This is a genomic window from Maribacter polysiphoniae (genome assembly GCF_003148665.1).
Lineage (GTDB): Bacteria > Bacteroidota > Bacteroidia > Flavobacteriales > Flavobacteriaceae > Maribacter_A > Maribacter_A polysiphoniae.
Window position 1 is genome coordinate 212,306 of the sequence record NZ_QGGQ01000007.1, and the last position, 26,231, is coordinate 238,536.

Here is a 26,231-nt window from a genome sequence, read left to right on the forward strand (position 1 = left end):
AGACAAATTTAAGATTGAATTGCGAAAAAATGACCTTCCCAGAACGAAGGCTGTTGAATTCTTTATCGAAGATATTGTCATAAAAAAATTAACTGAAAATAGTAGACCATGAGGGTGATGCAAAAAAATAGTATCAAAACATTTAGCATTACATCACTGTTCCTTATCCTGATTTCAAACCATTGTCAAGGACAGTATGCAGTGACGGATGCAAGTGTTCATTTTAAAGAAACATTTGAAGATTTTGTACAAAAGGATAAAAACCTAAGAAAATGGGATGCACCTTCCGTAGCCGATCTTGACCAAGATGGGTATCCAGACCTTTTATTGAATGATCACGGTTTAGGCATAAGTGTCTGTTGGAATAATCAGGGTCATTTTGCAAAATCGATAGATATCATCATGGGTGATCTTCATGGCGTAGCCGTTGGTGATATTGATTTCGATGGTAAGCTGGAGGTCATCATGTCCCGTGGCGGTGGTTCTGGGAGTAATGCCCGTAACTCCAAAATGTTCCGGGTAAACAAAAAAAGGGAATTCATTCCGTTGGAGGATTTCGATATTCCTTTGGAAATGATGCGTGGTCGTACGGTTAAATTCTTTGATGGAGATAATGATGGTGATCTTGATCTTATCAATTTTGCCTTTCCTACAAAAGAAAAAAAGGGTAAAAGCGAAAACTATGTTTATGAAAATGATGGCAATGGCCAACTCATCCTAAAATCAACATTACCACCATCCATTGCAGATGGGCAAAAAACCCTTTTAACCGATATCAACAGCGATAATATCATTGATCTTATCCTATATGGTCATGAAACGATAAAAGTTTTCCAAGGATTGGGCGATTTAACTTTTAAGGAAGTTACTGGTAAGGTACTACCCAATTCAATATCCGATGTTACTTCAGTGGTAGAAATGGACTATGACAATGATGGTGATTTTGATCTTTACCTAACCCGTGGTAAAGATTTTGAGATTGGGGAAACCTTCTACAATAAACAAACAAAAAATTGGGCGTTTTACACCAAACGTGGCAATTTCAAGTTTGAAGATCTACAAACAGGCGATGTATTGCAAATGCGCAATTTCCAATCACAATGGCCATATAATGATGCATATTATATTGGTGAAACCGGATACTTGTATGATTTTCCTGGGGAAACCCATTCCGGTAAAAATATCCGTTTGGTCAACAGCAATGCCTTGGGATTTCCTGATAAACTCAATGAAAAAGGAGGAATCCATGTAGGTTATGTCGGTAATGACAGATGGCGTATTGCTGGCAATACATGGTCACCAACAACAGGAGTGGTGCATGGTGTTTTGGATTATCCGGAATACAACCACCCTAAAGGGCTTCCGGACATTTTTCTTGAGAACAAAAACGGAAAATTCGTCGATTCAACCGAAAAGGCAAAACTCATTTTGGAGGAGCACACCGTGGCGGCTTCTGTTGCCGATTTCGATAACAATGGTTTTCAAGACCTTTTAGTTATCCGAAGGGGAAATATGGTTTTTCAAAATGAACCGATCGTTTACCTTAATCAAGGTAATTCACAATTCCAGCAAGAAATGGTAAGTGGTATATCCACTTCCGACTGGGGTTCTATGGGCATGGCCGTTGAAGTCTTGGATTATGACCTCGACGGAAAGGTTGATATCGTCATTGGTAATGAGCGTGGTAAATGGCACTTATTCAAGAACCTTAGTAAAGAAGCAAACACGAATTCCTTTATCTCCATAGAGGTCGGTAAATCTTCCTCTGGACAGGCAACTGCCTTGGGTGCCATGGTGAACATCAAAAGCTGTACAGGTGAACAAACACAACATATAGGGAGTACAGGCGCTTCCTATTCCCAAAGTTTTAACAAGCTAGTTCATTTTGGTTTAGGCGAATGTAACAAACCGATAAAGGTGACCGTAACTTGGAGCAATGGGGAAGCAATAACACGTACCATTAATAATACACAACAGAAAATAACAATAGGTAAAAACTGATTTTCAAACATATTAAATCAAAATACAACATGAGTCCTCTAATGAAATTTGGTAAAATTGAATTTAGAAAAGAGGTTATCCTTTTTCTCCTTACGGCCTTATTAATGGTCAGTTGCAAATCACAAAATGATAAACCCGTTGAAGAAACGAGTAAAAAACCGAACATTCTCTTTATCGCTATTGATGACCTACGCCCAGAGTTGGGTGCCTATGGTTCGGAAATGGCAATAACCCCTAATTTGGATGCTATTTCAAACGATGGTTTATTGTTTGAAAACGCCTATTGCCAACAAGCAATCTGTAGTCCTTCAAGGGCTAGTTTAATGACAGGTGCCCGTCCGGAAACAATACATGTCATTGAAAATTACACCTATTTTAGAGACGCTAATCCAGATATTATCACCTTGCCACAGCATTTTAAAAACAATGGTTATGAGGCAACGAATACAGGTAAAATTTATCATAAACCTGGTTTTGCCGATGCTGAGTTGTCATGGAGTAGAAAACCTGCATATGATAAGATGACCATTGAAAAATCGAAAACCCCAGGTGGATTCGCACTTCCTGAAAATCAGGAAATGTTTAGAAAGAACCAAGCCGATATGATAGCCAAATATGGACCTGAAGCTCCAAGAAATGGATTGGGTAAAGGGCCTGCCTATGAATATGCGGATGTGCCGGACACGTTCTATGAAGATGGTTACAATACGGAATTGGCTATCGTGACCATGAAAGATATGATTGAAAAAAATCCTGATAAGCCATTCTTTTTAGGTCTTGGAATGAAAAAGCCCCATTTAGATTGGTTGGCTCCCAAAAAATATTGGGACCTCTATAATCGTGATAGTATTAAATTGACAACTCAAACCCATGCCCCAAAAAATGGAGCCGCGATGGGGTTGCATCCTTCATTCGAGTTGCGTGCCAGATATGGCATTCCCAAAAAAGGAGCAATCGATGATGAACTGGCCAAAACATTAAAGCATGCGTATTTAGCTTCCGTGAGTTATATAGATGCGCAAATAGGAAAAATGATCAATGCTTTGGAAGAAGCAGGTCTAAGGGAAAATACCATAATCATGGTCTGGAGCGATCATGGTTGGCATCTCGGTGAAATGGGAATATGGGGTAAAGCAACCAACTATGAGATTTCAGCTCGCGTTCCTTTAATGATTTGGACACCAGACATGCCCAAGGAAACTAGAGGAAAAAAGACTAAAGCTTTGGTTGAGTTGGTAGATATGTATCCCACGCTTTGTGAATTGGCCGGGTTGGATAAACCGGAACATCTTGAAGGACAAAGTTTTGCGCCATTAGTGGAAGACCCTAATAAAAGTTGGAAGAAAGCCGCATTTACGCAATTTCCAACACCCGCCTTAAGAGAATGGGCGGCAAACCCCTTGTCGAAAGGAATGCGTGAAACCTACTTTGGGCCTTTAATCGAAGAGGTAGAAGGAAAAATCAAAGATCAGCAAAAAGACAATTGGGATAGGGAGTTATTTGAAAACTATCTCATGGGATATGCCATGCGAACAGATCGTTATCGTTTCATCCTATGGAGAGATTACAGAGATCCGAAGGCAGAACCATTATTCTTCGAATTATATGACCATAAAACCGACCCCAATGAAACAGTTAATATTGCCGATGACAACCCTGAATTGGTAGCAGAACTCTTAGCGCAGTTTAATAAAGGTTGGCAAGGTAATCTTGCTGATATGGCAAACACTAAATAAAATTAAAAAACAATGCTTCGAACAATTAAATATCTACCGTTAATAATATGTTTTTTATCCCTTTGTAATTGCAAGGAAAAAACAAAACCGGAAATCGCCAATGCTAAAGTAGCGGTTGAAAGGCCCAACATACTTGTGGTCATGTGTGATGACTTAGGGTACTCAGATGTTGGGTTCAATGGTGCCAAGGATATTACGACTCCCGAAATTGACAAATTGGCTTCCAATGGTACGATCATGACCTCGGGCTATGTATCCCATCCATTCTGTGGTCCAAGTAGGGCAGGATTGATGACCGGTAAATATCCCCATACTTTAGGAGCACAATTCAATCTACCCGCCAATAGCGAGGTTACCGTAGGTAAAGGTGTTTCTTTGAAAGAAACCTTCATTAGTACGGTATTACATGACGCGGGGTATTATACGGGAGCCATTGGTAAATGGCATTTAGGACCAGAGCCTGCCTACCATCCGAATAGAAGGGGTTTTGATTACTATCATGGATTTCTTGGAGGGGGGCACAACTATTTCCCTGAACAATATACAGCTGCTTACAATAGACAAAGGGAACAGGGTAAAAAGGTTATTTTCGATTATTTGAAACCATTGGATCATAATGGGGAAGAAGTGAAAAACCCAACCGAATATTTAACCGATGAACTATCGCATAAAGCGGTCGAATTCGTTGATAATGCTAGCAAGAGAGAGAATCCGTTTTTTCTTTTCTTAGCGTACAATGCACCCCATGTTCCCTTGGAGGCCAAGGCCGAGGATCTGGAAAAATTCAAGGACATTAAAGATGAAAATCGCCGCACCTATGCTGCAATGGTATATGCCGTGGATAGGGGGGTCGGTGAACTTGTTACCGCCCTAAAGGAAAACGGTCAATTTGATAATACCCTTATCGTTTTCTTAAGCGATAACGGAGGTAAGGTCACCAAAGGTGCCACGAACTTTCCTCTAAGGGAAGGAAAAGGAAGTACTTGCGAAGGAGGGTATCGCGTACCTATGTTCTTTCATTGGCCCGGTAAGGTTGCTAGTGGACAGAAGTTTTCCTATCCGGTTTCCGCATTGGACTTTTACCCAACCTTCGCCAATTTGGCACAAGCTGAAATACCCGAAGGTAAAGAATTGAACGGCAAGGATATTTGGCCTGCATTCAGCACAGGTAAAAACCCTCGTAAAGGGGAAATGGTCTTTGTGCTCAGACATCGTGAAGGGTATAGCGATGTCGGGGTAAGACAAGACCAATGGAAAGCGTTAAAGACCAATCAAAATACTTGGAAGCTCTTCAATATCGACGAGGACATGGGCGAAGAGAATGATTTAAGCCACCAATATCCCGAACAACTTGCCCAAATGGTGGCTGGTGCCAAAGAATGGAGTAAGTTCCATGCTGAACCCCAATGGTTCGATCCTGAGGAATTACGGGAAATCTGGAAGGAAAAGGATATGGCCAAGTTCAACGGAACATTTGACCTAGATGAAGGCAAATGATTAGTGAAATCGAATCCATAATAAAGTTTTGCTCAAAATAAGCGGTTCAGGAATGTGGTTATCAATTTGCCGGGTTGGTTGAATTTGCTGAAAAACTAAGGGTGAAACTGTAGGTTATGTATATGGTAAAATGGTTTATTTTTTATTAGACCAATTTGTTTTATGCATGTTTAGTTGCGAAAAAATCAAAACACGGGCATAGTTTATTCTAGAAAGTGATTTTAAATTGTTAGGAGTAAATGCGAATGGGGGTAATATTATCTTATATACGGTTAAATTCAAGTATGTACCCAAAATAGTTTATGTATTTCTTTACAATTGAAATATTCTTAAAAGTTAACACTTATGAAAAGACATAGTTTATTTTTCTGTTTTTTGGTTCTCGTACTTTTAAATGCTTGTGGGGTTAAATCACAATATGAAAAAGAAGCACTTCAAAAAATTGAAACCCTTGAAGGCTTAATGAAAGAAGCCCGTTCAAGATCATTGGATGTTACGAGAGAGGAAACTACACTTTGGTTTGCCAATGAATTCTTGAAATTTGCCAATTGGGACGAAACCAATAAAGATGCTACAGCTAAACTATTTGGTTATGAACGCTATTATGCTCAAAACAAAGATTCTTTAGCAGAAGTACTACCAGATTTTGAACGCACGAAAGTGATCCAAATATTGGAAAAAAGTATAGATGACTTAAATCAAGAGCTTAGTGGTGAGATAAAGCGTAGACCGGTTTCTAAAGTTGATTGGCATAATACAAAGGCAGGGGATAATATGTTTGTAAGCAATGGTAAACCCTCTTTTCCATATGATTATTTTTCAAAAACTGTTGGGCAACCACTCACTAATGAAGCTGTTTACAATGACCATTTGGGTGCGATTTACCATGGTGGTGAAAACTTGTATCCAGTAGATCACGATCGTGCTATAAATTCATTTTTATTAAAGGAAGACGGTACATTTGATGAAGAACTCATGAAGGAGCTTACGGGCATTCCTGATACCAATATCGGTTTCCTGATATATTGGTCAATGGGAATTCCAGAATGGGTAGAAGCAAAAGAACCTGAGATTAGGAAAGGGCGTTCCTTATTTACGGGATTTGATATTGATAATCCAACTGCTCGGGATTTGTGGGGTAAGATTATTCGTCATACCGGAGAGCTCACGAAAGGTAAAAAAGTCACTGAGTTAGGGTATATATTCGCTAACGAACCACACTGGTATTCGGAGAAAGATCATTGGACATTTAATTATAAAGAGATGAACGGTATTTCGTCTTACACGCTAAATAAGTTCAGATCTTGGTTGAAAGATAAGTACAATGGAAATATTAAAAGCCTGAATTCAAACTGGGACACCAAATTTAAAAGTTTTGATTCGGTTGAAATAGAAATACCAATTGATAAGGCATTAACAGGTAAACCAATATGGTATGATTGGAATCGTTATAATATGCATCGAAGTACAGAATGGTTCAAATTTATGCAAGATGAATTGCACGCAGTTAACCCGGAAGCGGATACACATATTAAACTATTCCCACGCACATTTTATGAAGATTCACGTTCTCATGGGATTGATTTTGAAGCCCTCACGGAGCTGACAACAATGATTGGTCATGATGCAAAGGCGTTAGGTAGTCCAAGCATTAGATCCCACATCAATTCAGACTGGAATAAGCAATATGCTTACAAATGGGATGGGATGGCTATTTTACATGACTTCTTAGAGTCCGTTGGTCCAGATAAAATTAATGTAAACTCGGAATCACATTTTCTTTCTTCAGGAATGTGGAGAGATTTGGAAGCGCGAACTAGTTACGTTCGTAATGTATATTGGCTTGCGACATTAATGGGTATGGACGCAAATATGGGATGGTTTTGGGCACGAGATCCAGATGGTTCGCCAGAGGATAGGTTAGAAGGGGAACTTAACTTCTTTGACCCTGGTCTAGGTGGTGCCTATGCAGGTTCTAACAACATGCAACCTCACATTGCCAACGAAGTGACACAGGTGATGTATGATTTAAATAGTTTTTCCGAAGAAATAATTGCCCTTCGTAAACAACCTAGGCCTTTACGTTTCTTTTATTCGGAGACATCCGCTATCAACACCCCCGATTATATGACCCAAACCGGTAAATTATATAAAGCTCTATTTTTTGAAGGATTACCCTTAGGCTTTGTTACCAAAAACATAATCGAAAAACAAGATAATGGTATATGGAATACCGTTGTGGTTTATAAAACCAAATATGTAACCGATGCTGAATTTTCCAGCTTACAGTCTTATTTGGATAATGGTGGAAGCGTAATTATTGATTCTCCAGAGAGCTTATCAATGAATGAGTACGGAAAAAAACGCAGCAAGAAGCTAACCGAAAGTAACGGAAAACTTATTTTTTTAAATGATGCGGATATTTCGGAAATAAAAAAAACTGCATTAGCTCAAGTTGCTAAGCAAATGCCTGATGTAATTATAGAATCAGATAACGGGAAAGATTTTAAAACTGTCATTTCAAGGGTTGTTAAGCAAGTAGACGGTTCTTACTTGGTAAATTTGCTTAATTTAGGTCATGATACAGCTAAGATTAAATTGTTATTGAAATCCGGTGTACCATTAACAATCAAAAATTTGATGACATCAAACCCTGTTGATGTTGAGTTCAACTTAGCATCAGAAGAAGTTTTATTGTTGGAAGTTAAGTAGTTTGTTATTCTTAATAATGTTCACAGGTTAGGAGGGGATTTTGGGATAAACATCAAAGGTGGGTGTTGTTTGATATTGTGTTGTTTAGTATCCCCCATTTTTTAGGATAGTCCATATTCTTTGAATATACAAAACATTCAAAACACAAATAAAATGTAAAGTGTTGAATAACAGTATTTAACATAGAATTCGGTGCGTGTTTTTATTCAAAAATTTACGCACCGAATACCGCACCTTATATTTGATATTATATGGTTCCAAATGGTGTCATATTATATTAAAAAAGCCCGAAAACATAGTGTTTACGGGCTTTTGGCGGAGAAAGAGGAACTATCCAAAAGTTTGTAACTATCAGGAATACAAACACTTATGTTGTTCGGTGAAGGGTTTACGCACCGATTTACGCACCGAATACGTAACTGTAGGATAAACAGTGTTTTAAGGGGGTGTTTCTTTGAAAACAGAATTCTAGTTTCAAATTCTTGATAAAGAAAAATAATGGCTTGTCAACCAATCTGGAAAAATAAAATTTTTCAAACTTTAACATTTAAAAAGTAAAACCTATTAAGGTTCGAATGTCTTTCAAAGGTTTCAAAACTAATTAGCAAAGATTCAGTATTAATTATTCCCTAATAGAAATAATTGCAATTATGAGATTTACCCATGGCGGAATTAAAATAGATTGTTATGATATAGATTTACCGTAACTGTTGCACAAATATAGTAGCTTCCAAGGTGAGCTTTTTTGTTCTATAATCTTTCTTCTTTTGAAAGTCCGCATGAATGATTTCTCCGAAATTTCCTTTCTGTTCTATAGGATGTATCACTTTTAAAATATCTGTATAATTACCATTAAGGCTAAAACTGTAGGTATAGTATTGATTTTGTCCTTGAATGTCCACATGTGGCTTATTAAAGGCCATTACTTTGACGTTTTTATCTTCAGCTTCCCGATTGATTATTCGTAACAAGTTGTTTTGAACAGAGGTGTTCCCCATGTCCATTTGACTCAATATGGAATCATAATGTTTTTCTTTCTGAATCAGTACTGATAATCTTTTCGGCAAATCATTCACTTTTTGGTATTCTGATTTTAATTGTAAATATTCCCGACGTGTGTCAATGGTTTTTTTAATCGAGAATTGATAGCTTATGAACATCATTATCATAATACCAGCCAATAGCATCTTATTCTTTGTACTAATTCCCATTGATTTTAATTTTGATTAAAAAGCTGGATGTTTTACTGTCTACATATTCATAATCCATGGTCTCCACATTTGATATCCAATTCATTTTTTCAAGATTTTCCAACCAGTTTGAATAGAGCGTATCATCAATGGAAATACCTGATACCATGACTGTTTTCTCATCCAATTCAATAGGTTTGGAATCTTGTACCGGTTTAGCCAAAGGTTGGTATATTGTAGAACTCAACAATATCCCATTAGGTATGCTTTGGGCCAATTCATCTAAATACAAAGTGGATTGGGAATTAACTGAATTATATACGGTTTCCACACGTTCCTTCTTCACTTTTAATGAATTTTCTTTGGATAGTAATCTATCTTTTTGAGAACTATTAGCGGCGAGGGATTCCCTTAAAGAATTGACTTTTTCATGATAACTATTGAACAAGAAAAAATTAATGGATAAGATTCCAATAAAAAAAATTAGTGCAGATTTCAATAGTGTACTGAAAATTCTTTGATCGGAATAATTTAAGCGGAACTGCTGAATCTTTTCCGAAAAATTCGAAATGGTTTTATTTTTTGAAATATGATTAAGGATTACGGAAAAGCTTAGTATATAAGTGTTCGGTAATGAAATACCATTGATATCATATGTAATATTTAGGTTGTCTGTACGTGTTATATTCCCAACGATGAGGCCATCATCAATTACTAATTTTTGCGAAGTAGTTGTAATTGAATCATAACTAGAGTAAGGTAAGATAGCTTGTATAGGACTAATTCCTAATGAATAACCAACAACCGAAATTTTAAAGGAACTTAATTTGTCGAGAATATCCTCTAAGTAAATTCGCTTACATATGGTGATTATGGCTTTACTGTCTATTTGTAAAATTTCATAATAGAAATTCTTCAAGTCCAGATTGGGAAATGAATTGTTGACCAGCACCTCTGGTTTTTTAGTGTCATGATCTTTAGAAAATTTTAGAAGAACGTTAGATGTATTTAAAGAAATAAACAAAGGAGTATCTTTATTTATTTTTTTATTTAAGTTTTCTAAATCGGAAAGTTCGGATTTAGATTCCAATAAGAGTTCACCACGAACTTTTTTGACGACCACCAAGTAATATTGTAAATCGGCTTCCGATCCGCAAATTTCCAACCCTGCGAATGTGTTGCCCTCTTTGATATATGTCCACCAGTTTAGCATTAATAAATGACTGTTGGTTTAATTAGAATTGTAAGTTTTTGTTTACTGTCTTCCCTCTTACGCTGGCTGAATAGCCATTTAATAACAGGTATCCGCGCAAGGAAAGGCACACCATTGCCAGAATCATTCTTGATTTTTTCCTCAAGTCCGCCCAAAATAGCCAAATCTTGATTTTGCATTCGAATGATCGAGCTGAATTCCCTTGAGGTCAATCCTGGAGGGGCATCGTTTTCTATACGTTCCCCACTAAAGTCGGATTGTACCACATTAATGTCCAGAGTTACCTGTCCGTTCCCTGATACCAAAGGTTTTATACTTATAGCTAATTCAGCATCAATGGGTTGATAATTACGAACTTCAGAAGTAGTAGGTATCTGTGAGCCGAAATAATTTTGGTTGGTAACAACATAATAGGTGGTCTCACCAATGGAAAGTTTTGCTCTATGCCCGTTTAAGGTCGATAGTTTCGGGGTTGAACGTATTTTTAAATTACCATTTTCTTCCATAGCTTTAATACTGGCAAAAAAATCAGGAACTACCTGGCCAATATTAAAGGAGCCAAATCCATCAAAACCACCGATAATCTTATTTATAGTTTTAGCTCCAAGTGTAATGTCTGTTTCAGGGAATATTTTACCTTGAGTGGTTACAGTGGCGTCACCAATTCCCCAACTTATTCCGGTTTCCACTGTAGCTGATTTTTTTACCTCAATAATCATTACCTCGATAAGAACAACTGGTACGGGTTTGTCTATTTCATTTATGAATTTTTTAAATCCATTTATTTTAGTAGATGGACCACTTACAAAAAAACTGTTGAGCTCATAATCAACCTTTATTTCTAATCCAGATTTTATTTCATCTGGTATGATACTCACTATCGCCTCTGCATTATCTTGATAAATGTCAAATTCTTGGGATTGGGTGTTCAGTGATCTTAGGTTAGAATTGGATTGATTGCTTGAGAATCCATTATTTGTATTATTTCCATAATAAGTAGAATTGAAATTATTGAACCTATTGGACATCGAAGATCCATTTGATTGTTGCTTGGGGTCACTCAGAAGTTCAACGGATCTATGCATCATTTGAACAATTTCAACGTTTCTAAGACTTAGTTGATCAGTTGTCCCAAAAAAATAAATTTCATTCTCTTTCTTAAATGTAAAGTTTGGGATAGGGATTTCAGGAGAAATCTGGTTTTGGTTATTTTGTCGAATATTCTGGTTTCCACTGGGATTACTAGAGATTTGGTTTCCACTTTTCTCTTGACTTTCAAAAATGTGATTCAACATATCATCAAATAAAATATTCTTTGCATTAAAAGTTACAAAACCAGCATGTTCAAGAGAAGTTGCTGTATAGACATCTAATTTCAAATCATAACTAAGCTCTTTTATTATCGAAGCTATTGGGGCATTTATAAAATCAACATTGAGAATCTTATTAATAGTGTCCAAGACTTCATAATTTAAATTAGGTCTACCGAAATTTCCGTCCAGTTGATTTTTATGATAATCTTCATTTTTTAAATTAATCAATGAACTAAAGAGATAAAAACCATCTCTCGATTTCGAATAAGACAGATTGTTCATGTCAGCCAAATTCTCCATTGCCTTTTCAAAGGGTACATTGATCATGTACAAATTCAAAGGGATAGATTCCATGTTATTTGAGAATAATAGGTTTTCTCCAGTACTATCCATAATTTGCCTAAACACCTTTTCGAGAGGATCATTTTTTAAATCCAAAGAAATTAATTTGCTATTATGATCATAGTCTATATGTATTTCTTTGTCCTTAATTTCTATAATCGGTGGGGTATATTTTTTAATCGAAAGAATATTGCCCGTAAACTCTATATCCAATTCATACTCTTTACATAAAAACACGAATAGATCAGCTACAGTAACATCTGAAAAATTATTTACAATAGAAATATTGCCTATATCCGGGGCAACGGTTAAATTAAGGTTGTGAACTTTGGAAACCGCAACCAAAAAACTAGGTAGGGTTACATTGTTGACATTGATCTCAAGTTTTAACCTTTCGTTCAATTCAGAATTTTCCATTGCCAAAAGCTCCAAATTATTTTTAATTGTCTGGATTCTATTGGATTCTTGCGCGATGGTATTAAAAAATACTAGCAAGAAAATAATATATAAGAGTCTTTGGTTTTTCATTATAATTTAATCAGTTAGCAAGGCATAAACTTCTTCAATAGATGTCGTTCCGTTTTTGATCAATTGTATGGCATTCGATTTTAGGGTGTCAATTTTTTTCTCCTTCAAATAATCATTTATTTCAAGTTGATTATTTTTTATAGGTAGTTGTAAAGCTGTGGAAATTGGTAAAATTTCATAGATAGCTTTTCTGCCGTAATATCCTGTGTGGTGACAATAATTACAGCCAACTGCCCTATAATGGGAAGTTAGGTTATTGGGTGGTAAAAAACTTTCAGGAAATAAAGAAAGGTCAATAGGAACTTCTTCTTTGCATTTATCACATAATTTTCGAACTAATCGCTGGGCAACACTTATGTTCAATGTACTGGCTATTAGAAACGAAGGGACCCCCATATCAATAAGTCTGGATATTGTCGCCCAAGCTGAATTTGTATGGATTGTAGACAAAACTAAATGACCGGTTAATGCAGCACGTATGGCCATGTTGGCCGTTTTTACATCCCTGATTTCCCCAACCATGATTATATCGGGGTCTTGTCTTAAAAAGGTTCGAAGCGTACTGGCGAAATCTAAACCGATACCTTCCTTTAATTGCACTTGGTTAATTCCTTCTAAGGTATATTCTATAGGGTCTTCTACTGTTAGGATATTTGTATTGTCATTGTTCAAATGCTTTAATGTTGCATAAAGCGTGGTAGTTTTTCCGGACCCTGTAGGTCCTGAAATTAAAACAATTCCATTCGGTTTCCGAATAGATTCCTTATATCTAAAGAGTTCCTTATTTGTAAACCCTAGGGAATCTAAATCTATTGAACCGGTGTCTTTGCTTAGAATACGTAAAACCAATTTTTCGCCATGTAGGGTTGGAAGTGAAGATACACGAATATCAAATTCGCCAGAGCCCAGTTTCATTGTTATACGTCCGTCTTGGGGTAAACGTTTTTCCGCGATATCCAGATCCGATTTTATTTTAATTTTATTTACTATGGTAGGGTATTCTTCTAGAGGGATATTGAATTGCTCTATTAACTTGCCATCTAGTCGAAAGCGAACACGGCATCTCTTTTCATAAGGTTCAAAATGAATATCACTGCTTCCAATGTTTTTGGCGCTAACCAATATTTTTTCTAAAAAATCAGATGTATAGTGTAATCTGTTACCAGCCGTTTGTTTTTGTATACGATAATTTGTGGCCAAAAGCCTTTGTAATTCTTGAGGTTCGCATTTTTCCAATATAATCGGGATATCCAATACGATCTGTAATTCGGACAAAAGCACTTCCAGTGATTCATTATCAGTTTTACAAACAAGTCCGTTGTCGGTACTTTTTGTAGGCACAATTCGGTAATGAAAGGCTTGGTCAGCGGTTATTCGCTGTTTTACATTCGCTGGTATGTCATAACTGCTTAATTCCATTTTAGTATAAATAAAGAGAAGGTGTATAGCTCGAAAAACTAAAAAGAACCAATCCAATTAAAAATAAACCCATGAGACCAGCCAAAGGGACGGTAGACATTTCCTTATATCTTTTCAATAAAAGAAAAGCAATAAGTGAAAAAAATATAGAACCAACAAGAACTATGATAAATGTAATTGTAGGAAACCCTAAAGCCAATGCATAAAGGAATAATATATCTCCCAAACCAAAACTCACATTCAGGAATTTCTGTTTTAAAATGTGTTTGGTATATAGATAGAGTAGTAATAGAACACCACTGATAATTAAAATGTTTGTGAGGATATATATTAGGCCTACTTCCCAATGAGAGTTAATTAGATGCAGCACAAACAATAATAAGCCAATTACAGGGAATATTATCCACATAACCATTCGATCCTTTAAATCCTGAAACGCCATAAATGAACATCCTAGGATTACCAATATTTTTAAAGAGACTATCAATCTTTGGTAATTTGTTTTGGGTTACCTTGTTCATCTATTTCCCAAACATTCAATATTCCATCACCATCAAAATCGGTTACAGCTTCAGCTCTTGCTTTGAAAGTCGCATTGTCAGCACTTATGATTTCATAACGATAATTGGCTGTTCCGTTTTCTTTAACGGTCTTTGGGGCTTCAAAATCCAATTCGTTAAAATCAGCACTAAATTTACTATGCATATACCTATGTGTGGTCTGTGCGTTGTAGAGAGCTTTTAATTGGGTTTGGGCCTCTATACTCTTCGCTTTTGAAATCAAAGGCATCAAATTAGGTAGGGCAAGCAATAACAATATTCCGATAATCGCCAAAACGATTAAAGTTTCTTGCAAATTAAGAGCGGGTACTTTTTTACGTGAAATTACATTGTACATAAGTCTATTCAGTTGATTTCTAGGTATTGTTATAACATAAAAAAGCCATTATTATTATATGTAGATCTTCGTTTTTATTTTAAAATGACAAAATGCATTTCATCGAAAACTGTTAAAAAAATTTTGTTAAATAATATTTATTTACCTACTTAGCTATGTAATATAATTATAATTGATGTAAGATATTATTCGTTAAATATATCCCAAATAGATTTCACCTACTTCGAATCTGGTCTTACACCCATATGCAAATGGCATTCTGCAGATTGTCTTAATTAGAGATTGTAGTAAATCATCCTAAGGTATCATATCCCTAAATTGATGCCCAAGTGAGGTATGCTTAAATTAAAAAAATAACAACATGCTAAAATCAATTGTCAATGCCCTCATACTCTTATTATTATTCTTAGTAACTGCTACTTCAATAGCACAGACACAGGGAAATTATGACCTAATTGCAGGTGATGGAAATGGATTTCGGTTTTGGAACGGGAATAATAGTTATAAAATACACATGGGTAATACCGCAGAATATCATTATGGCCCTGTAACAAGCTATAGTATTAAGAATAATATGAGTAATAATGCCGATAGAGGATGGGTTTGGGGTGTTTCGGGACAAGCACCTATTGCTGGTCTAAATACTTTGGGTGATTTTAAATTACATGGAACGTTCACTAGCAGTAAACTATTACTTAATGATCCAAATAAGGTAACAGATTGGAACAATATATGGCAAAGTGGTTTTTATGAAGGCTATAATGTCACCAATGCTCCAGAGCCCTATCATTGGTTTTGGGGAATTAATATGAACCATGGATCAAACAATTCAGGCTATAGGTATAATGGTCAAATAGCTGTGAAAAACTCGCCCTCATCTCCCAAAATGTATTTCAGAAGTACCAATTCTTCTGGATTAGGCGTATGGGCCCAAGTAGTCCATAGTGAAGGGAATCAAGTAATAAATGGAAATTTGGGTATTGGTACAACAAATCCCGGATCATACAAACTGGCCGTAAAAGGTAAAATACGGGCAGAGGAAATCAAAGTGGAATCTGGTTGGGCCGATTACGTGTTCAAGGATGACTACTATCTCCCTACTTTGGAAGAAGTTGAAAAACACATCAATGAAAAAGGGCATTTGATCAATATTCCTTCAGCTGAAGAAGTGGAGGCAAATGGTATTGAGTTAGGTGAAATGAACAAGCTGCTTTTAGAAAAAATAGAGGAGTTGACTTTGTACGTCCTTGAACTCAAAAATGAAAATAAACAACAACAACGGGAAATAGAAGAACTTAAAATCAAATAATGATGAAGATATCAATCTGCCAAATCATAATTTGTTTTACTTTTTGTATTGGCGTAAGCAATAAAGCTAATGCACAATTTACATACGCCAATAATGAAGCAACGACCAATAATCAAATAGTAGCTCCAGTGCTAAGAATAAGCAATGAACTGAGGGTGGCAAATACTTTTATTCCTACAGATCCTTCTATTGGTACATTGGATAATACTGGATATGGTATTAATATTCACAAAACCAGTGGTATTGGTTTTGCGTTTAACGGAGTGCATCAAATGGTTTTTAAACCCAATGGGAATACAGGTATTGGGACGGAAGCGCCTCAAGGTAAACTACATGTTAGCACTGGTACCTTTGGAGATGCCATAGTAAGACTTGAAGCCGATACGGATAATAATAATGAATCTGACAACCCTCTGATACAACTTAGACAGGATGGTGGTCAAGTTGGTATTAACATTGGGTTTTCGGAGGAGAATTTTGGGGGTAATATTTTTGGAATTGGCACAAGATATACGAACCAAGAAAGCTGGCATACATTTACCATAAATACTTCAAACGGTAATGTGGGCATTGGAACTAAGAATGCCGGAACTTGGAAACTAGCCGTTAAAGGTAAAATACGGGCGGAGGAAATCAAAGTGGAGACAGGTTGGGCCGATTACGTGTTCAAGGATGACTACGATCTCCCTACTTTGGAAGAAGTTGAAAAATACATCAATGAAAAAGGGCATTTGATCAATATTCCTTCAGCCGAAGAAGTGGAGGCAAATGGTATTGAGTTAGGTGAAATGAACAAGCTGCTTTTAGAAAAGATAGAGGAGTTGGTGCTATATACACTGGAGCAGGAAAAAAACTTAATAGAACTAAAAGCAATCAATAAAAAACAAGAGGAGCGTCTTAATAACATCGAAGCATTGCTAAAACAAAAATAATTATGAAAAAAAACATATCCCTTCTTTTTTATCTGTTTTTAGGAGTATTTGTTTCCGCGCAGACACAAACCAACTATGACCTCACTGCTGGTGAAGGCCACGGTTTTCGTTTTTGGAATGGGAGCGACAACTATAAAATAGATATGGGGAGCTCATCGGAATACAATTACGGGCCAGTAACAAATTATAGTATTAAAAATAATATGCACAGTACTACTGGCCAAGGATGGACCTGGGGTGTTTCAGGGTCAGAACCCATAGCTGCCTTAAATAATGATGGAGATTTTCAAATTGCACGAAATTTTTATTCCTTAGGTAGTGTAGGTGTAGGCCTTATAGATCCAGAATATAGATTACATGTTACAGGTGGGGTTAAATTAAGAAAAACGACCATAGGTGTTACTTCGGCTTCGAATGAAAATAGTTGGATTAGGGACGAATGGTTAACAGGAAATTATGGCCCAGCAAAATGGAACCAAAGTACGCAACGATGGGTGCGCCCTGAAGGCAATTATAATGATATAGGTGGAATAGTGTACCAAGATGAAGGAACCTATTTTATAAGAGATAAAGCAGGATCGCAATTGGAATACACGAACAGAGAATTTTTACAAAAGGCCTTTTTATTTTCAAGCATTACCAATGGAAATGTAGGCATTGGTACCACCATCCCCGACTCCAAACTTACGGTAAAAGGTAAAATACATGCAGAAGAGGTAAAGATAGACCTTTCCGTTCCTGCACCTGATTATGTCTTTAATGAGGATTATGACTTAAGGACATTGGAGGAAACTCAAGACTATATAGAAGAACATGCCCATTTGCCGAATATTCCATCTGCTAAAGAAATGGAAAATGATGGTGTGGAGTTGGGAGTAATGAACATGAAACTTTTGGAGAAAATAGAGGAGTTAATGCTTTATACCATTCAGCAAGAAATAAGAATAAAGGAATTAGAAAAAACAGTAGTTAATCTTATAAAATGAAAATATTAATTTTTGCCTTCTTAATTTTTTTATCGATTCATTTAAATGCGCAGACGAATTCATTTCCATCATCAGGGAATGTTGGAATAGGAACTACCACTCCTTCTGGAAAGTTAGAAATTCAAGGTGGAAGTGGAGAACAAGCACAAGGACAGATACTTCTGGTAGGCAACGGACAAAGTGGCCCTGGAGACGCCTATATCAGTTTTTATGAAGGTGACGAGGCCAATTCCAAATGGTCTGTTGGGGTAAAGGATAATGACAATGTGTTTTCCATTTCCAATGGACTGACCATGGATGCTTCTCCTAAATTAGTTATAAAAGATATTTCGGGAAATGTTGGGATTGGAACTACGAATCCTACAGGTAAACTTCAAGTGCAAGGTGATAGTGGTGAACAATCTCAAGGCCAAATCCATATAATTGGTAATGGGCAAAGTGGGCCGGGAGACGCCTACATAAGTTTTTATGAAGGTGTCGAGGCTAATTCCAAATGGTCCGTTGGGGTAAAGGATAATGACAATGCATTTTCCATTTCCCATGGACTGACCATGGATGCTGCCCCAAAATTAGTCATTTCGGATGTTACCGGAAATATTGGGATAGGCACATCAAATCCAGGCATCTGGAAACTAGCTGTGAAAGGCAAAATCCGTGCCGAGGAAATTAAAGTAGAGACCGGCTGGGCCGATTACGTTTTCAAGGATGACTACAATCTCCCTACTTTGGAAGAAGTAGAAAAACACATCAATGAAAAAGGTCATTTGATCAATATTCCTTCAGCTAAGGAAGTGGAGACAAATGGTATTGAATTGGGTGAAATGAACAAATTGCTTCTGGAGAAGATTGAGGAGTTGACGCTTTATACCTTGCAACAGGAGCAAAAATTATTCAGACAAGAAGAGCGATTATTAAAATTGGAAGGCAAACTTCGTTTATTAATGACTAAAAATGACTAAAATGAAGAATTTATTGTTACTGATAACCATTTTGTTTTTCGGTTTGGATTCCCAGGCGCAGTATAGCTATAACGGATCTGATAAACATACTTTTACCACCACTCACGGCAAATTAGAAATTGGGCCATGGAATTCATCATTTGGCCATATTTATACCGATAGGCCGAAGATAATATTCAATAAACCTGTTTATACTACGGCCAATACGTTTAGTTCCTATGATAATGACTTAATTCTCCAAACAGAGGGAAATACCAGGATGGTCATTAATGATGATACCGGTCGTGTGGGAATTGGGACAAGTACTCCTACGAATCCATTACATATAACTAGTACAGGTAGGACTGGGGTGAGAATTGGAGGTCCAAATAATTCATCTGGGGCTATTGCGGATTTGATATTTAGTCCTGTGGACGCAGGTATAGTCGGGAATTCAAAATACTGGTATTTAAGCTTTAGAACAGACTATTGGGCGAATACTCCAGGTGATTTGGTTTTTTATTCCCACAACGGAGCGAGTTATACGAGTCCATTGATTTTGCAATCCGATGGGGACGTTGCATTGGTTACAGGTAAAGGTGCAGCAAGAAATGGAAATGTCGGGATTGGGACCTTATCTCCTGACTCCAAACTCACCGTAAAGGGGAAGATTCATGCTGAGGAGATAAAAGTGGATCTTTCAGTTCCAGCACCTGATTATGTCTTTAAGGACGATTACAACCTAAGGTCGCTCGAAGAAACACAAATTTACATCAAGGAAAATGGCCATTTGCCCAACATTCCAACAGCCAAGGAAATGGAAGAGAACGGTGTTGAGCTGGGTGTTATGAACATGAAACTTTTGGAAAAGATCGAGGAGTTGACACTTTATACTCTAGAACAACAAAATCGAATACGAAAGCTAGAGAAGGAATTAGATCAAAAAGAACAAATAAATCTTCTTTTCGAAGAACGGCTACATAAAATAGAAACCTCTCATAAACAAGATTAATTATGAAAAAGTTGACCTTAATACTGTTCCTTATTTCAGCGTTGACGGCTAATGCCCAAGATTTGACACACAATAATAGAAAAGTAATCTTAAACTCCGCAAATAGTATTAGTCTGTTCCAGACAAATTCAACGTCAGGTATTTGGGCCAGTGGAATCATAAATGGCGATAGGTGGGGAATTTTCGAAGATGCCACAAGTTTAAAAGAAAGATTAACGGTTTTAGCTGGTGGTAATGTTGGTATAGGTACCAATAGTCCCTTAGAGAAGCTTCAAGTGGGGAATTCTTTTGCATTTCATGATGGAGGGCACAAAGTTCTTGGATTTTTATACAGTTCCTCAGGAACTGATTTGGATACTTCTAAATATGCAGCAGAAATTCGTTTGGACCCAACCTATGGGAATTTAAGACTGGGTACTTCTCCAGATGTGAATGGAGCTCCTGTTACTAGAATGACTATTGATAAGTTGGGAAGGGTAGCTATCGGAACTACATATACCTCAAATGGAGTTTTAACGGTCAATGGAAATGCATCTACTAGCATTCGAATTGAAAACGATGTGAATAGTCAAGAGTCTTCGATTCGCTTTAGAGTCAAAAATGCTTCTGGGTCGTTCTATCATTCCGATATTTCGTCCTTTTATGATGGCAATAATGGAATTATAGGCATTAAGGCACCACATAATAATACGCCGGGTGTTGGTTATGATTTTGTCGTTAACTCATTTGGTAATGTAGGTATAGGAACTACCTCTCCGGATGCCAAACTAGCTGTAAGCGGAGAAATCCATGCTAAAGAAGTTAAAGTAGATTTAGTTGGCTGGCCAGATTATGTCTTTAAAAAGGACTACAACCTACCCACTTTGGAGGAAGTAGAAAAACACATCACCGAAAAAGGCCATTTGATCAATATGCCCTCCGCTGAAAAAGTAGCGGTCAACGGCATTCAATTGGGTGAAATGAACAAGTTGCTCTTGGAAAAGATAGAGGAGTTGACACTTTATATATTGGAGCAGGACAAGCAGATCAAAGCATTGAAAGAACTAGATAAAAGATTGCTTAAAATCGAACAGATGACAAAGGACTAGTAAGATAAAATTTTAGAAATCGATTATTGAAGACCATTAACCGAGGACGGTAATTAGTTGTAGTCCAGCGGGTTGAAATCGAAAAACGGAGGATTAAATCATATATCGGATTAGGACTGACATGCTATAATTCCAATATAAAAAGAAAAGAATATAATTATAATCATTTTAAGATCAATCATGAAAATACTGTATTTATTTTTTATGTGCGCGGCAATCGTGACCGCCCAAGAAACCGACACACCAAAACTGCCACAGATTTTCCCGGTTTCACCAGAAGCTGCATCTTTAGGTAAATATGGGGATTTGCCGGTTAACCTTTCGACAGGTAAGATCAACTATTCCGTTCCTCTATATACCATTAAAGTAAAGGATTTTGAATGGCCGATCTACCTATCCTATAACTATTCTGGATTAATGGTAGAAGAAGATCCGGGATATACCGGATTGGGTTGGGACTTGATGGCAACCGGGCGGATAACCAGGGATATAAAGGGCATCCCTGATGAAATGGATGTTGGCAATAATTTCAAGAATAATTCAGTTGTGCCCTATCTCACCGGGGCCTATGATAACTTGCCCTATGAGGATTACGAGGATCAAAGGTTTCTAATTTATAATCAAATAGCCGAACTAAATAAAGACGGCCAATACGATAATTACGTAATTTCAGCTGGAGAGGTCAATGGTACGTTTAAAATAAACCACGACAATGAAATTGTTTTTCTGAACCATAGAAATTATATCGCTGAAAAGGATTTTGTCATTGATGAAAAAGGAATCAAATATTATTTTGATGAGATAGAATTGGCGGAATATAATATTTCATTAGGTTATGATTCTGCACCCATTGAAGTGCCATCAAGTTATCTTCTAACTAAAATAGAACTACCGAATAATGGAGGGGAAATTTTGTTTGAATATGAACCTTTTAACTATGCAACGGATGTACATTATAAAAAAGTGTGGTCCAATACTGAGGTTACGGGTATTGAGAATCGATTCGACATTACCAATACGCAAACGGCGCTCTATACTAGACTATTGAAAAAAATCGTATTCCCGAATGGGGAGGTGAGATTTACAATCACCCCACATGATGAGTCTTTTACAAATCGACATGGTCCCGATACGAAAAGGAGTTTTTCGTTGGACGATATTTCAGTTTACAGTGGCAATAATCAAATTCTCAAATATGACTTTGTCTATAATAATGCGTCGAAAAGTAAAAAATTATTAAAGGAAATCGTAAAATCAAAAAATTCAATCACTGAGCCATTTTATACCTTCGACTATAATAATGAATCTTTTTCAATAAATCATGATTACACGACACAAGATTTTTGGGGATATTATAATGGTAAATCTGCGTCTAATTTATTGTTGGCAACTAGGGAAATAGATACAGTGAAAACCAGATATGGGGCACTGGAGACCATAACTTATCCTACAGGAGGGAGTACAGTCATCGGCTATGAGCAAAATAAGGTATATAATGAACTAGGGAATACAAGTGTGACATGTAGTTATACCCATAACGCTAATAGGATAATTAGGTTGAATGCCGATGAACCCTTTGTACAAAAAAACTTGGATACCACTATAGATGTCGGTGCCTCACAAATAGTACGGATAGTGATTACTGCCGCTGTTAAAAAAGGTACAACTTCAAATGCCTTGGGTAATGAGGCCAATATAAGTGTAACGGCAAAAAACGCAAGTGAATTATGTGGTCAATCCGTTATCAGTAATTTCTCACTATCCGCGGATGCGGAGAATTGTGCAAGTTATCCTTCCGGAGTCCCCTGTTGGGATAATCTGGTCTTAACTAAAGAAATTACTGGTTTCGCCGAGGATGGAATCATTTATATTTCAGGATCGGTTATGGAATTGGCCAATAAGGAAGCCTATATAGAATGTAAAATTTATTACGAAAATATCAAAACTACTTATGGTAATAAAAATGTAGGGGGTATTCGTGTAGCAAGTACGACCGATTGTGATAATCTGGGAAATTGCTATACCAAAAAGTACAAATACGAAAACCCAAAATTCAATAGATCAAGTGGGGTCATATTAGGAGGAAACCCGAAATTTGAATATAGCACATATCATCAAAATGAACCGAATCATTCTACAGGTCATAGGATATATAGGTCTGCCAAGAGTAAGACCCCTTTTACCAGTTATCAAGGTTCGCCTGTACTTTACGAACGCGTTGTAATAGAACAGAACAATGGGGAAAATGGATATACCGTTAACACATATTCCAAAGGAAATACCAATTCAAACCCTGGATTTCCATTTTTAGGGTCAACGAATTATGATTGGGAGAAAGGAAAACTACGTACAAGTTGGGTCTACAAGGAAGAAAACGGTTTATACAAACCAATCAGGAAAACAATAAATAAGTATAGTACCTTTTACCCCTACGGAATCGGAACAAATAATACTAGAAAGGCGTATGGTATGGCTGTGGGAAGAACGACCTATCGATGGACGGGAATGGGGAGATATGAAGGTGAACCGAATGATTATGCGGAAGATTACAATACGTACTATGCCCGTGACTATAAATTGGTTCAGACTGTTGTTGAGGATATCATGGAACAGGATACGATCACGACTACAATCGATTATGAGTATGACGAACCCTATACGCAGTTAATAGAAAAAATAACGACGAACAGTAAAGGGGAGACCCTAAAACAAAAAGTGTTCTATCCCTATTCTGTATATGGAAACGGAATCCTTGTCTACCAAAATAGGTTGGCTATTCCTATTCAAACAATGAATTATAAGGTTTTACCTAACAATACTGAACAATTATTATCTGCCCAACAGACCTTATATTATAATTCTGGTCTACCGAAAACCATTAGGACCTTAAAAGGGCCTTACCAAGCAACGAATAATCCTTATCAAGACCGCATTGACTATGATAAGTACGATGCCGAAGGAAACCCGATTGAAGTATCTATATCGAGTGGCCCGCCAATCAGTTACATCTGGGGCTACGACAAACAATATCCCGTTGCCAAGGTAGAGAACGCCACCTATGCCGATGTCATTGGCACCGGAATAACCGAATCTGTTTATAACAACAGCGGCACAACGGACAGTGCCATGCGTACGGAGCTCAACAAGATAAGAACCGGTCTCCCGACTGCGATGGTCACGACCTACACCTATGATCCATTGGTGGGTGTCACCAGTATCACCGACCCCAAAGGTTATACCATCTACTATTATTATGACGGTTTCAACCGCCTTAAGGAGGTGAAGGATGCAGAAGGTAAGCTGGTAACGGATTACGAGTACCATTATAAAAACCAATAAGACCATGAAAAACCATATATATACATTAGTAGCAGTGTTGATGGCCAATATGGCAATGGCCCAGACCCAGCCGACCTTGACCTTCAGCGGGGAATCATCTGGCGATCATATCGCAACGCAGAGCATCACCCTGTCTCCCGGTTTCCATACCACGAGTTTTTCGGCCAAGATAGTTAGTGATGCCTACATTCCGGTGGCCAAGAGCGATGAGAACTATATCTTCACCCGCACCTACCAGAGTGGGATGACCTCGTCATCTGGCATAAGTGAGAACAAGGACGTATTGGAGAGCATCAGCTATTTCGATGGTCTTGGCCGTCCCATGCAGCAGATCGGGATAAAGGCTGCCCCGGACAAGGAGGACATCATCACCCATATCGAATATGACGGTTTCGGGCGTCAGGACAAGGACTGGTTGCCCTACCATGAACCTTCGGGCACCTTGGGCACCTACAGGGGCAACAAGGCCTCGGCTACACGTAGCTATTACAAGTCCAACTATGGCTCGGACTTCCCCACCATGGGCAATACCACGGCCAATGCGTATTCGGAGAAGGATTTTGAGCCCTCACCGTTGAACCGGGTATTGAAACAGGCGGCCCCGGGTGAGGATTGGAAAATGGAAGGTAGCCATGAGATCGAGTTCGGATACGATACCAATACGACCAATGAGGTACGTTTGTTCAAGGTCACCACGACCTTCGCCAACAATACCTATACCCCGAGTTTGGTGCAGAGCGGGTATTACACGGCCGGTGAGCTTTACAAGAACATTACCTATGACGAGAACCATAGTAGTGGCACCGACCATAGTACTGAGGAGTTCACCGACAAGCAGGGAAGGGTAGTGCTCAAGCGCACCTATGACAGCGGCGCCCATGACACGTATTATGTCTATGACGATTTTGGCAACCTCACCTATGTGATACCGCCCAAGGTGACCACTGCCAGCGTAAGTGCAACGGAGCTCAACGAACTCTGTTACCAGTACAAATACGACCAACGCAACAGGTTGGTGGAGAAGAAAATTCCAGGTAAGGGAACCTCGACGACATGGGAAGAGATTGTGTACAACAAACTGGACCAGCCCGTTCTCACCAGGGACCCCAACCTAAGGGTGCAGGGCAAATGGCTCTTTACCAAGTACGATGCCTTTGGCAGGGTGGCCTATACCGGAACAATCAACAACGGTGCTTCGAGGATTTCCCTTCAGGGTTCCGCTAACGGTTATACGGGCAATCTTTGGGTAGGACCTGGGACCACCACCATAGATAGCAGAACCATAAGCTATAATAACAGTGGGTACCCAAACACTAACTACGGGGAGCTCCATACTGTGAACTATTATGATACCTATGTAGATACCGATGGCTTAAGTGTACCAAGTACGGTCTTGGGCCAGCCCAAGGCGACCAATACCCAAGGCCTCGCAACGGTAAGCAAAGTAAAGGTCCTTGATACCGGTGATTGGATCACCAGCATTACGGGTTATGATAAAAAAGGGCGGGCCATCTATACGGCCAGTAAGAACGATTATCTGGTCACCACGGACATCGTAGAGACCGAGCTCGACTTTGGGGGGAAAGTGGAACAGACAAAGGCCACCCATACCAAGGGCACCAATGCGGCCATTGTTACGGTAGATACCTTTACCTATGACCATATGGGCAGGTTGCTTACACAGAAACAAAGTATAAACAACTCAGCACAGGAAACCCTGGTTGATAATACCTATGACGATTTGGGCCAATTGGTACAGAAAGAAGTGGGCGGAGGCCT

General features: G+C 37.9%; 18 protein-coding genes. 13 read left to right on the forward strand and 5 right to left on the reverse strand.

Annotated elements, in window-relative coordinates:
- Positions 1-117: 117 nt before the first annotated feature.
- The 4 genes from LX92_RS15140 (at position 118) to LX92_RS15155 (ending at position 7,946) form a co-directional block, all read left to right on the forward strand.
- The gene (locus LX92_RS15140; protein WP_170117865.1) at positions 118-2,001 is read left to right on the forward strand and encodes a CRTAC1 family protein; all 1,884 of its coding nucleotides are present in this window, start codon (positions 118-120) and stop codon (positions 1,999-2,001) included.
- A 41-nt stretch (positions 2,002-2,042) separates the two neighbouring features.
- Positions 2,043-3,737: a sulfatase gene (locus tag LX92_RS15145; RefSeq protein ID WP_223308376.1), complete on the forward strand. Its 1,695-nt coding sequence runs from the start codon at positions 2,043-2,045 to the stop codon at positions 3,735-3,737.
- A gap of 12 nt (positions 3,738-3,749) precedes the next feature.
- Positions 3,750-5,234, forward strand: a complete 1,485-nt coding sequence (locus LX92_RS15150; protein WP_109652349.1) for a sulfatase-like hydrolase/transferase — start codon at positions 3,750-3,752, stop codon at positions 5,232-5,234.
- A gap of 345 nt (positions 5,235-5,579) precedes the next feature.
- Positions 5,580-7,946, forward strand: a complete 2,367-nt coding sequence (locus LX92_RS15155; RefSeq protein WP_190263547.1) for an alpha-amylase family protein — start codon at positions 5,580-5,582, stop codon at positions 7,944-7,946.
- Positions 7,947-8,644: 698 nt separating this feature from the next.
- Here the strand turns inward: LX92_RS15155 and LX92_RS15160 are convergent.
- From LX92_RS15160 to LX92_RS15175, 4 genes are read right to left on the reverse strand one after another with little or no spacing between them, the layout of a single operon-like run.
- The gene (locus LX92_RS15160) at positions 8,645-9,157 is read right to left on the reverse strand and encodes a hypothetical protein (protein WP_109652352.1); all 513 of its coding nucleotides are present in this window, start codon (positions 9,155-9,157) and stop codon (positions 8,645-8,647) included.
- Positions 9,147-10,349, reverse strand: coding sequence for a PilN domain-containing protein (locus tag LX92_RS15165; RefSeq protein WP_109652355.1), 1,203 nt, complete (start codon positions 10,347-10,349; stop codon positions 9,147-9,149). The genes LX92_RS15160 and LX92_RS15165 overlap by 11 nt, the downstream gene beginning before the upstream one ends.
- Complete coding sequence (locus tag LX92_RS15170) at positions 10,349-12,532, reverse strand: type II secretion system protein GspD (protein WP_109652357.1); 2,184 nt, start codon at positions 12,530-12,532, stop codon at positions 10,349-10,351. Before LX92_RS15170 ends, LX92_RS15165 begins: the two co-directional genes overlap by 1 nt.
- Positions 12,533-12,538: 6 nt before the next feature.
- The gene (locus tag LX92_RS15175; RefSeq protein WP_109652361.1) at positions 12,539-13,951 is read right to left on the reverse strand and encodes a GspE/PulE family protein; all 1,413 of its coding nucleotides are present in this window, start codon (positions 13,949-13,951) and stop codon (positions 12,539-12,541) included.
- 71 nt (positions 13,952-14,022) lie between these two features.
- Here LX92_RS15175 and LX92_RS22920 point away from each other — a divergent pair, with 71 nt between their 5' ends.
- Positions 14,023-14,157 (forward strand): hypothetical protein, encoded by a 135-nt coding sequence (locus LX92_RS22920; RefSeq protein ID WP_262509851.1) that lies wholly within the window; start codon positions 14,023-14,025, stop codon positions 14,155-14,157.
- Positions 14,158-14,434: 277 nt separating this feature from the next.
- Here LX92_RS22920 and LX92_RS15185 read toward each other — a convergent pair whose 3' ends face one another.
- Complete coding sequence (locus tag LX92_RS15185) at positions 14,435-14,848, reverse strand: type IV pilin-like G/H family protein (RefSeq protein ID WP_109652368.1); 414 nt, start codon at positions 14,846-14,848, stop codon at positions 14,435-14,437.
- A gap of 361 nt (positions 14,849-15,209) precedes the next feature.
- On the opposite strand from LX92_RS15185, the gene LX92_RS15190 reads away from it, so the two are divergent.
- From LX92_RS15190 to LX92_RS15225, 8 genes are all read left to right on the forward strand, one after another.
- Entirely contained in the window at positions 15,210-16,157 is a 948-nt protein-coding gene (locus LX92_RS15190; protein WP_109652371.1) for a hypothetical protein, read from the forward strand.
- Positions 16,157-17,089 (forward strand): hypothetical protein, encoded by a 933-nt coding sequence (locus LX92_RS15195; protein ID WP_146197845.1) that lies wholly within the window; start codon positions 16,157-16,159, stop codon positions 17,087-17,089. Before LX92_RS15190 ends, LX92_RS15195 begins: the two co-directional genes overlap by 1 nt.
- Positions 17,090-17,091: 2 nt before the next feature.
- Positions 17,092-18,075, forward strand: coding sequence for a tail fiber protein (locus tag LX92_RS15200; RefSeq protein ID WP_109652377.1), 984 nt, complete (start codon positions 17,092-17,094; stop codon positions 18,073-18,075).
- The gene (locus LX92_RS15205; RefSeq protein WP_109652380.1) at positions 18,072-19,034 is read left to right on the forward strand and encodes a tail fiber protein; all 963 of its coding nucleotides are present in this window, start codon (positions 18,072-18,074) and stop codon (positions 19,032-19,034) included. Before LX92_RS15200 ends, LX92_RS15205 begins: the two co-directional genes overlap by 4 nt.
- 1 nt (position 19,035) lies before the next feature.
- The gene (locus LX92_RS15210) at positions 19,036-20,025 is read left to right on the forward strand and encodes a tail fiber protein (protein WP_146197846.1); all 990 of its coding nucleotides are present in this window, start codon (positions 19,036-19,038) and stop codon (positions 20,023-20,025) included.
- A gap of 2 nt (positions 20,026-20,027) precedes the next feature.
- Positions 20,028-21,113 carry a tail fiber protein gene (locus LX92_RS15215; RefSeq protein ID WP_109652386.1) on the forward strand — a complete coding sequence of 362 codons (1,086 nt, stop codon included), beginning with the start codon at positions 20,028-20,030 and terminating at the stop codon, positions 21,111-21,113.
- 180 nt (positions 21,114-21,293) lie between these two features.
- Positions 21,294-24,452, forward strand: a complete 3,159-nt coding sequence (locus LX92_RS15220) for an RHS repeat domain-containing protein (protein ID WP_146197847.1) — start codon at positions 21,294-21,296, stop codon at positions 24,450-24,452.
- 4 nt (positions 24,453-24,456) lie between these two features.
- Positions 24,457-26,231, forward strand: a 1,775-nt coding sequence (locus LX92_RS15225) for a DUF6443 domain-containing protein (protein WP_244915936.1), incomplete at its 3' end; no start/stop codon positions are given.

Excerpts from the sequence above, each read along its gene's own strand:
- LX92_RS15140 (WP_170117865.1), top strand. The coding sequence starts at position 118 with ATGCAAAAAAATAGTATCAAAACATTTAGCATTACATCACTGTTCCTT.
- LX92_RS15145 (WP_223308376.1), top strand. The coding sequence starts at position 2,043 with ATGAAATTTGGTAAAATTGAATTTAGAAAAGAGGTTATCCTTTTTCTC.
- LX92_RS15150 (WP_109652349.1), top strand. The coding sequence starts at position 3,750 with ATGCTTCGAACAATTAAATATCTACCGTTAATAATATGTTTTTTATCC.
- LX92_RS15155 (WP_190263547.1), top strand. The coding sequence starts at position 5,580 with ATGAAAAGACATAGTTTATTTTTCTGTTTTTTGGTTCTCGTACTTTTA.
- LX92_RS15160 (WP_109652352.1), bottom strand. The coding sequence starts at position 9,157 with ATGGGAATTAGTACAAAGAATAAGATGCTATTGGCTGGTATTATGATA.
- LX92_RS15165 (WP_109652355.1), bottom strand. The coding sequence starts at position 10,349 with ATGCTAAACTGGTGGACATATATCAAAGAGGGCAACACATTCGCAGGG.
- LX92_RS15170 (WP_109652357.1), bottom strand. The coding sequence starts at position 12,532 with ATGAAAAACCAAAGACTCTTATATATTATTTTCTTGCTAGTATTTTTT.
- LX92_RS15175 (WP_109652361.1), bottom strand. The coding sequence starts at position 13,951 with ATGGAATTAAGCAGTTATGACATACCAGCGAATGTAAAACAGCGAATA.
- LX92_RS22920 (WP_262509851.1), top strand. The coding sequence starts at position 14,023 with ATGAGACCAGCCAAAGGGACGGTAGACATTTCCTTATATCTTTTCAAT.
- LX92_RS15185 (WP_109652368.1), bottom strand. The coding sequence starts at position 14,848 with ATGTACAATGTAATTTCACGTAAAAAAGTACCCGCTCTTAATTTGCAA.
- LX92_RS15190 (WP_109652371.1), top strand. The coding sequence starts at position 15,210 with ATGCTAAAATCAATTGTCAATGCCCTCATACTCTTATTATTATTCTTA.
- LX92_RS15195 (WP_146197845.1), top strand. The coding sequence starts at position 16,157 with ATGATGAAGATATCAATCTGCCAAATCATAATTTGTTTTACTTTTTGT.
- LX92_RS15200 (WP_109652377.1), top strand. The coding sequence starts at position 17,092 with ATGAAAAAAAACATATCCCTTCTTTTTTATCTGTTTTTAGGAGTATTT.
- LX92_RS15205 (WP_109652380.1), top strand. The coding sequence starts at position 18,072 with ATGAAAATATTAATTTTTGCCTTCTTAATTTTTTTATCGATTCATTTA.
- LX92_RS15210 (WP_146197846.1), top strand. The coding sequence starts at position 19,036 with ATGAAGAATTTATTGTTACTGATAACCATTTTGTTTTTCGGTTTGGAT.
- LX92_RS15215 (WP_109652386.1), top strand. The coding sequence starts at position 20,028 with ATGAAAAAGTTGACCTTAATACTGTTCCTTATTTCAGCGTTGACGGCT.
- LX92_RS15220 (WP_146197847.1), top strand. The coding sequence starts at position 21,294 with ATGAAAATACTGTATTTATTTTTTATGTGCGCGGCAATCGTGACCGCC.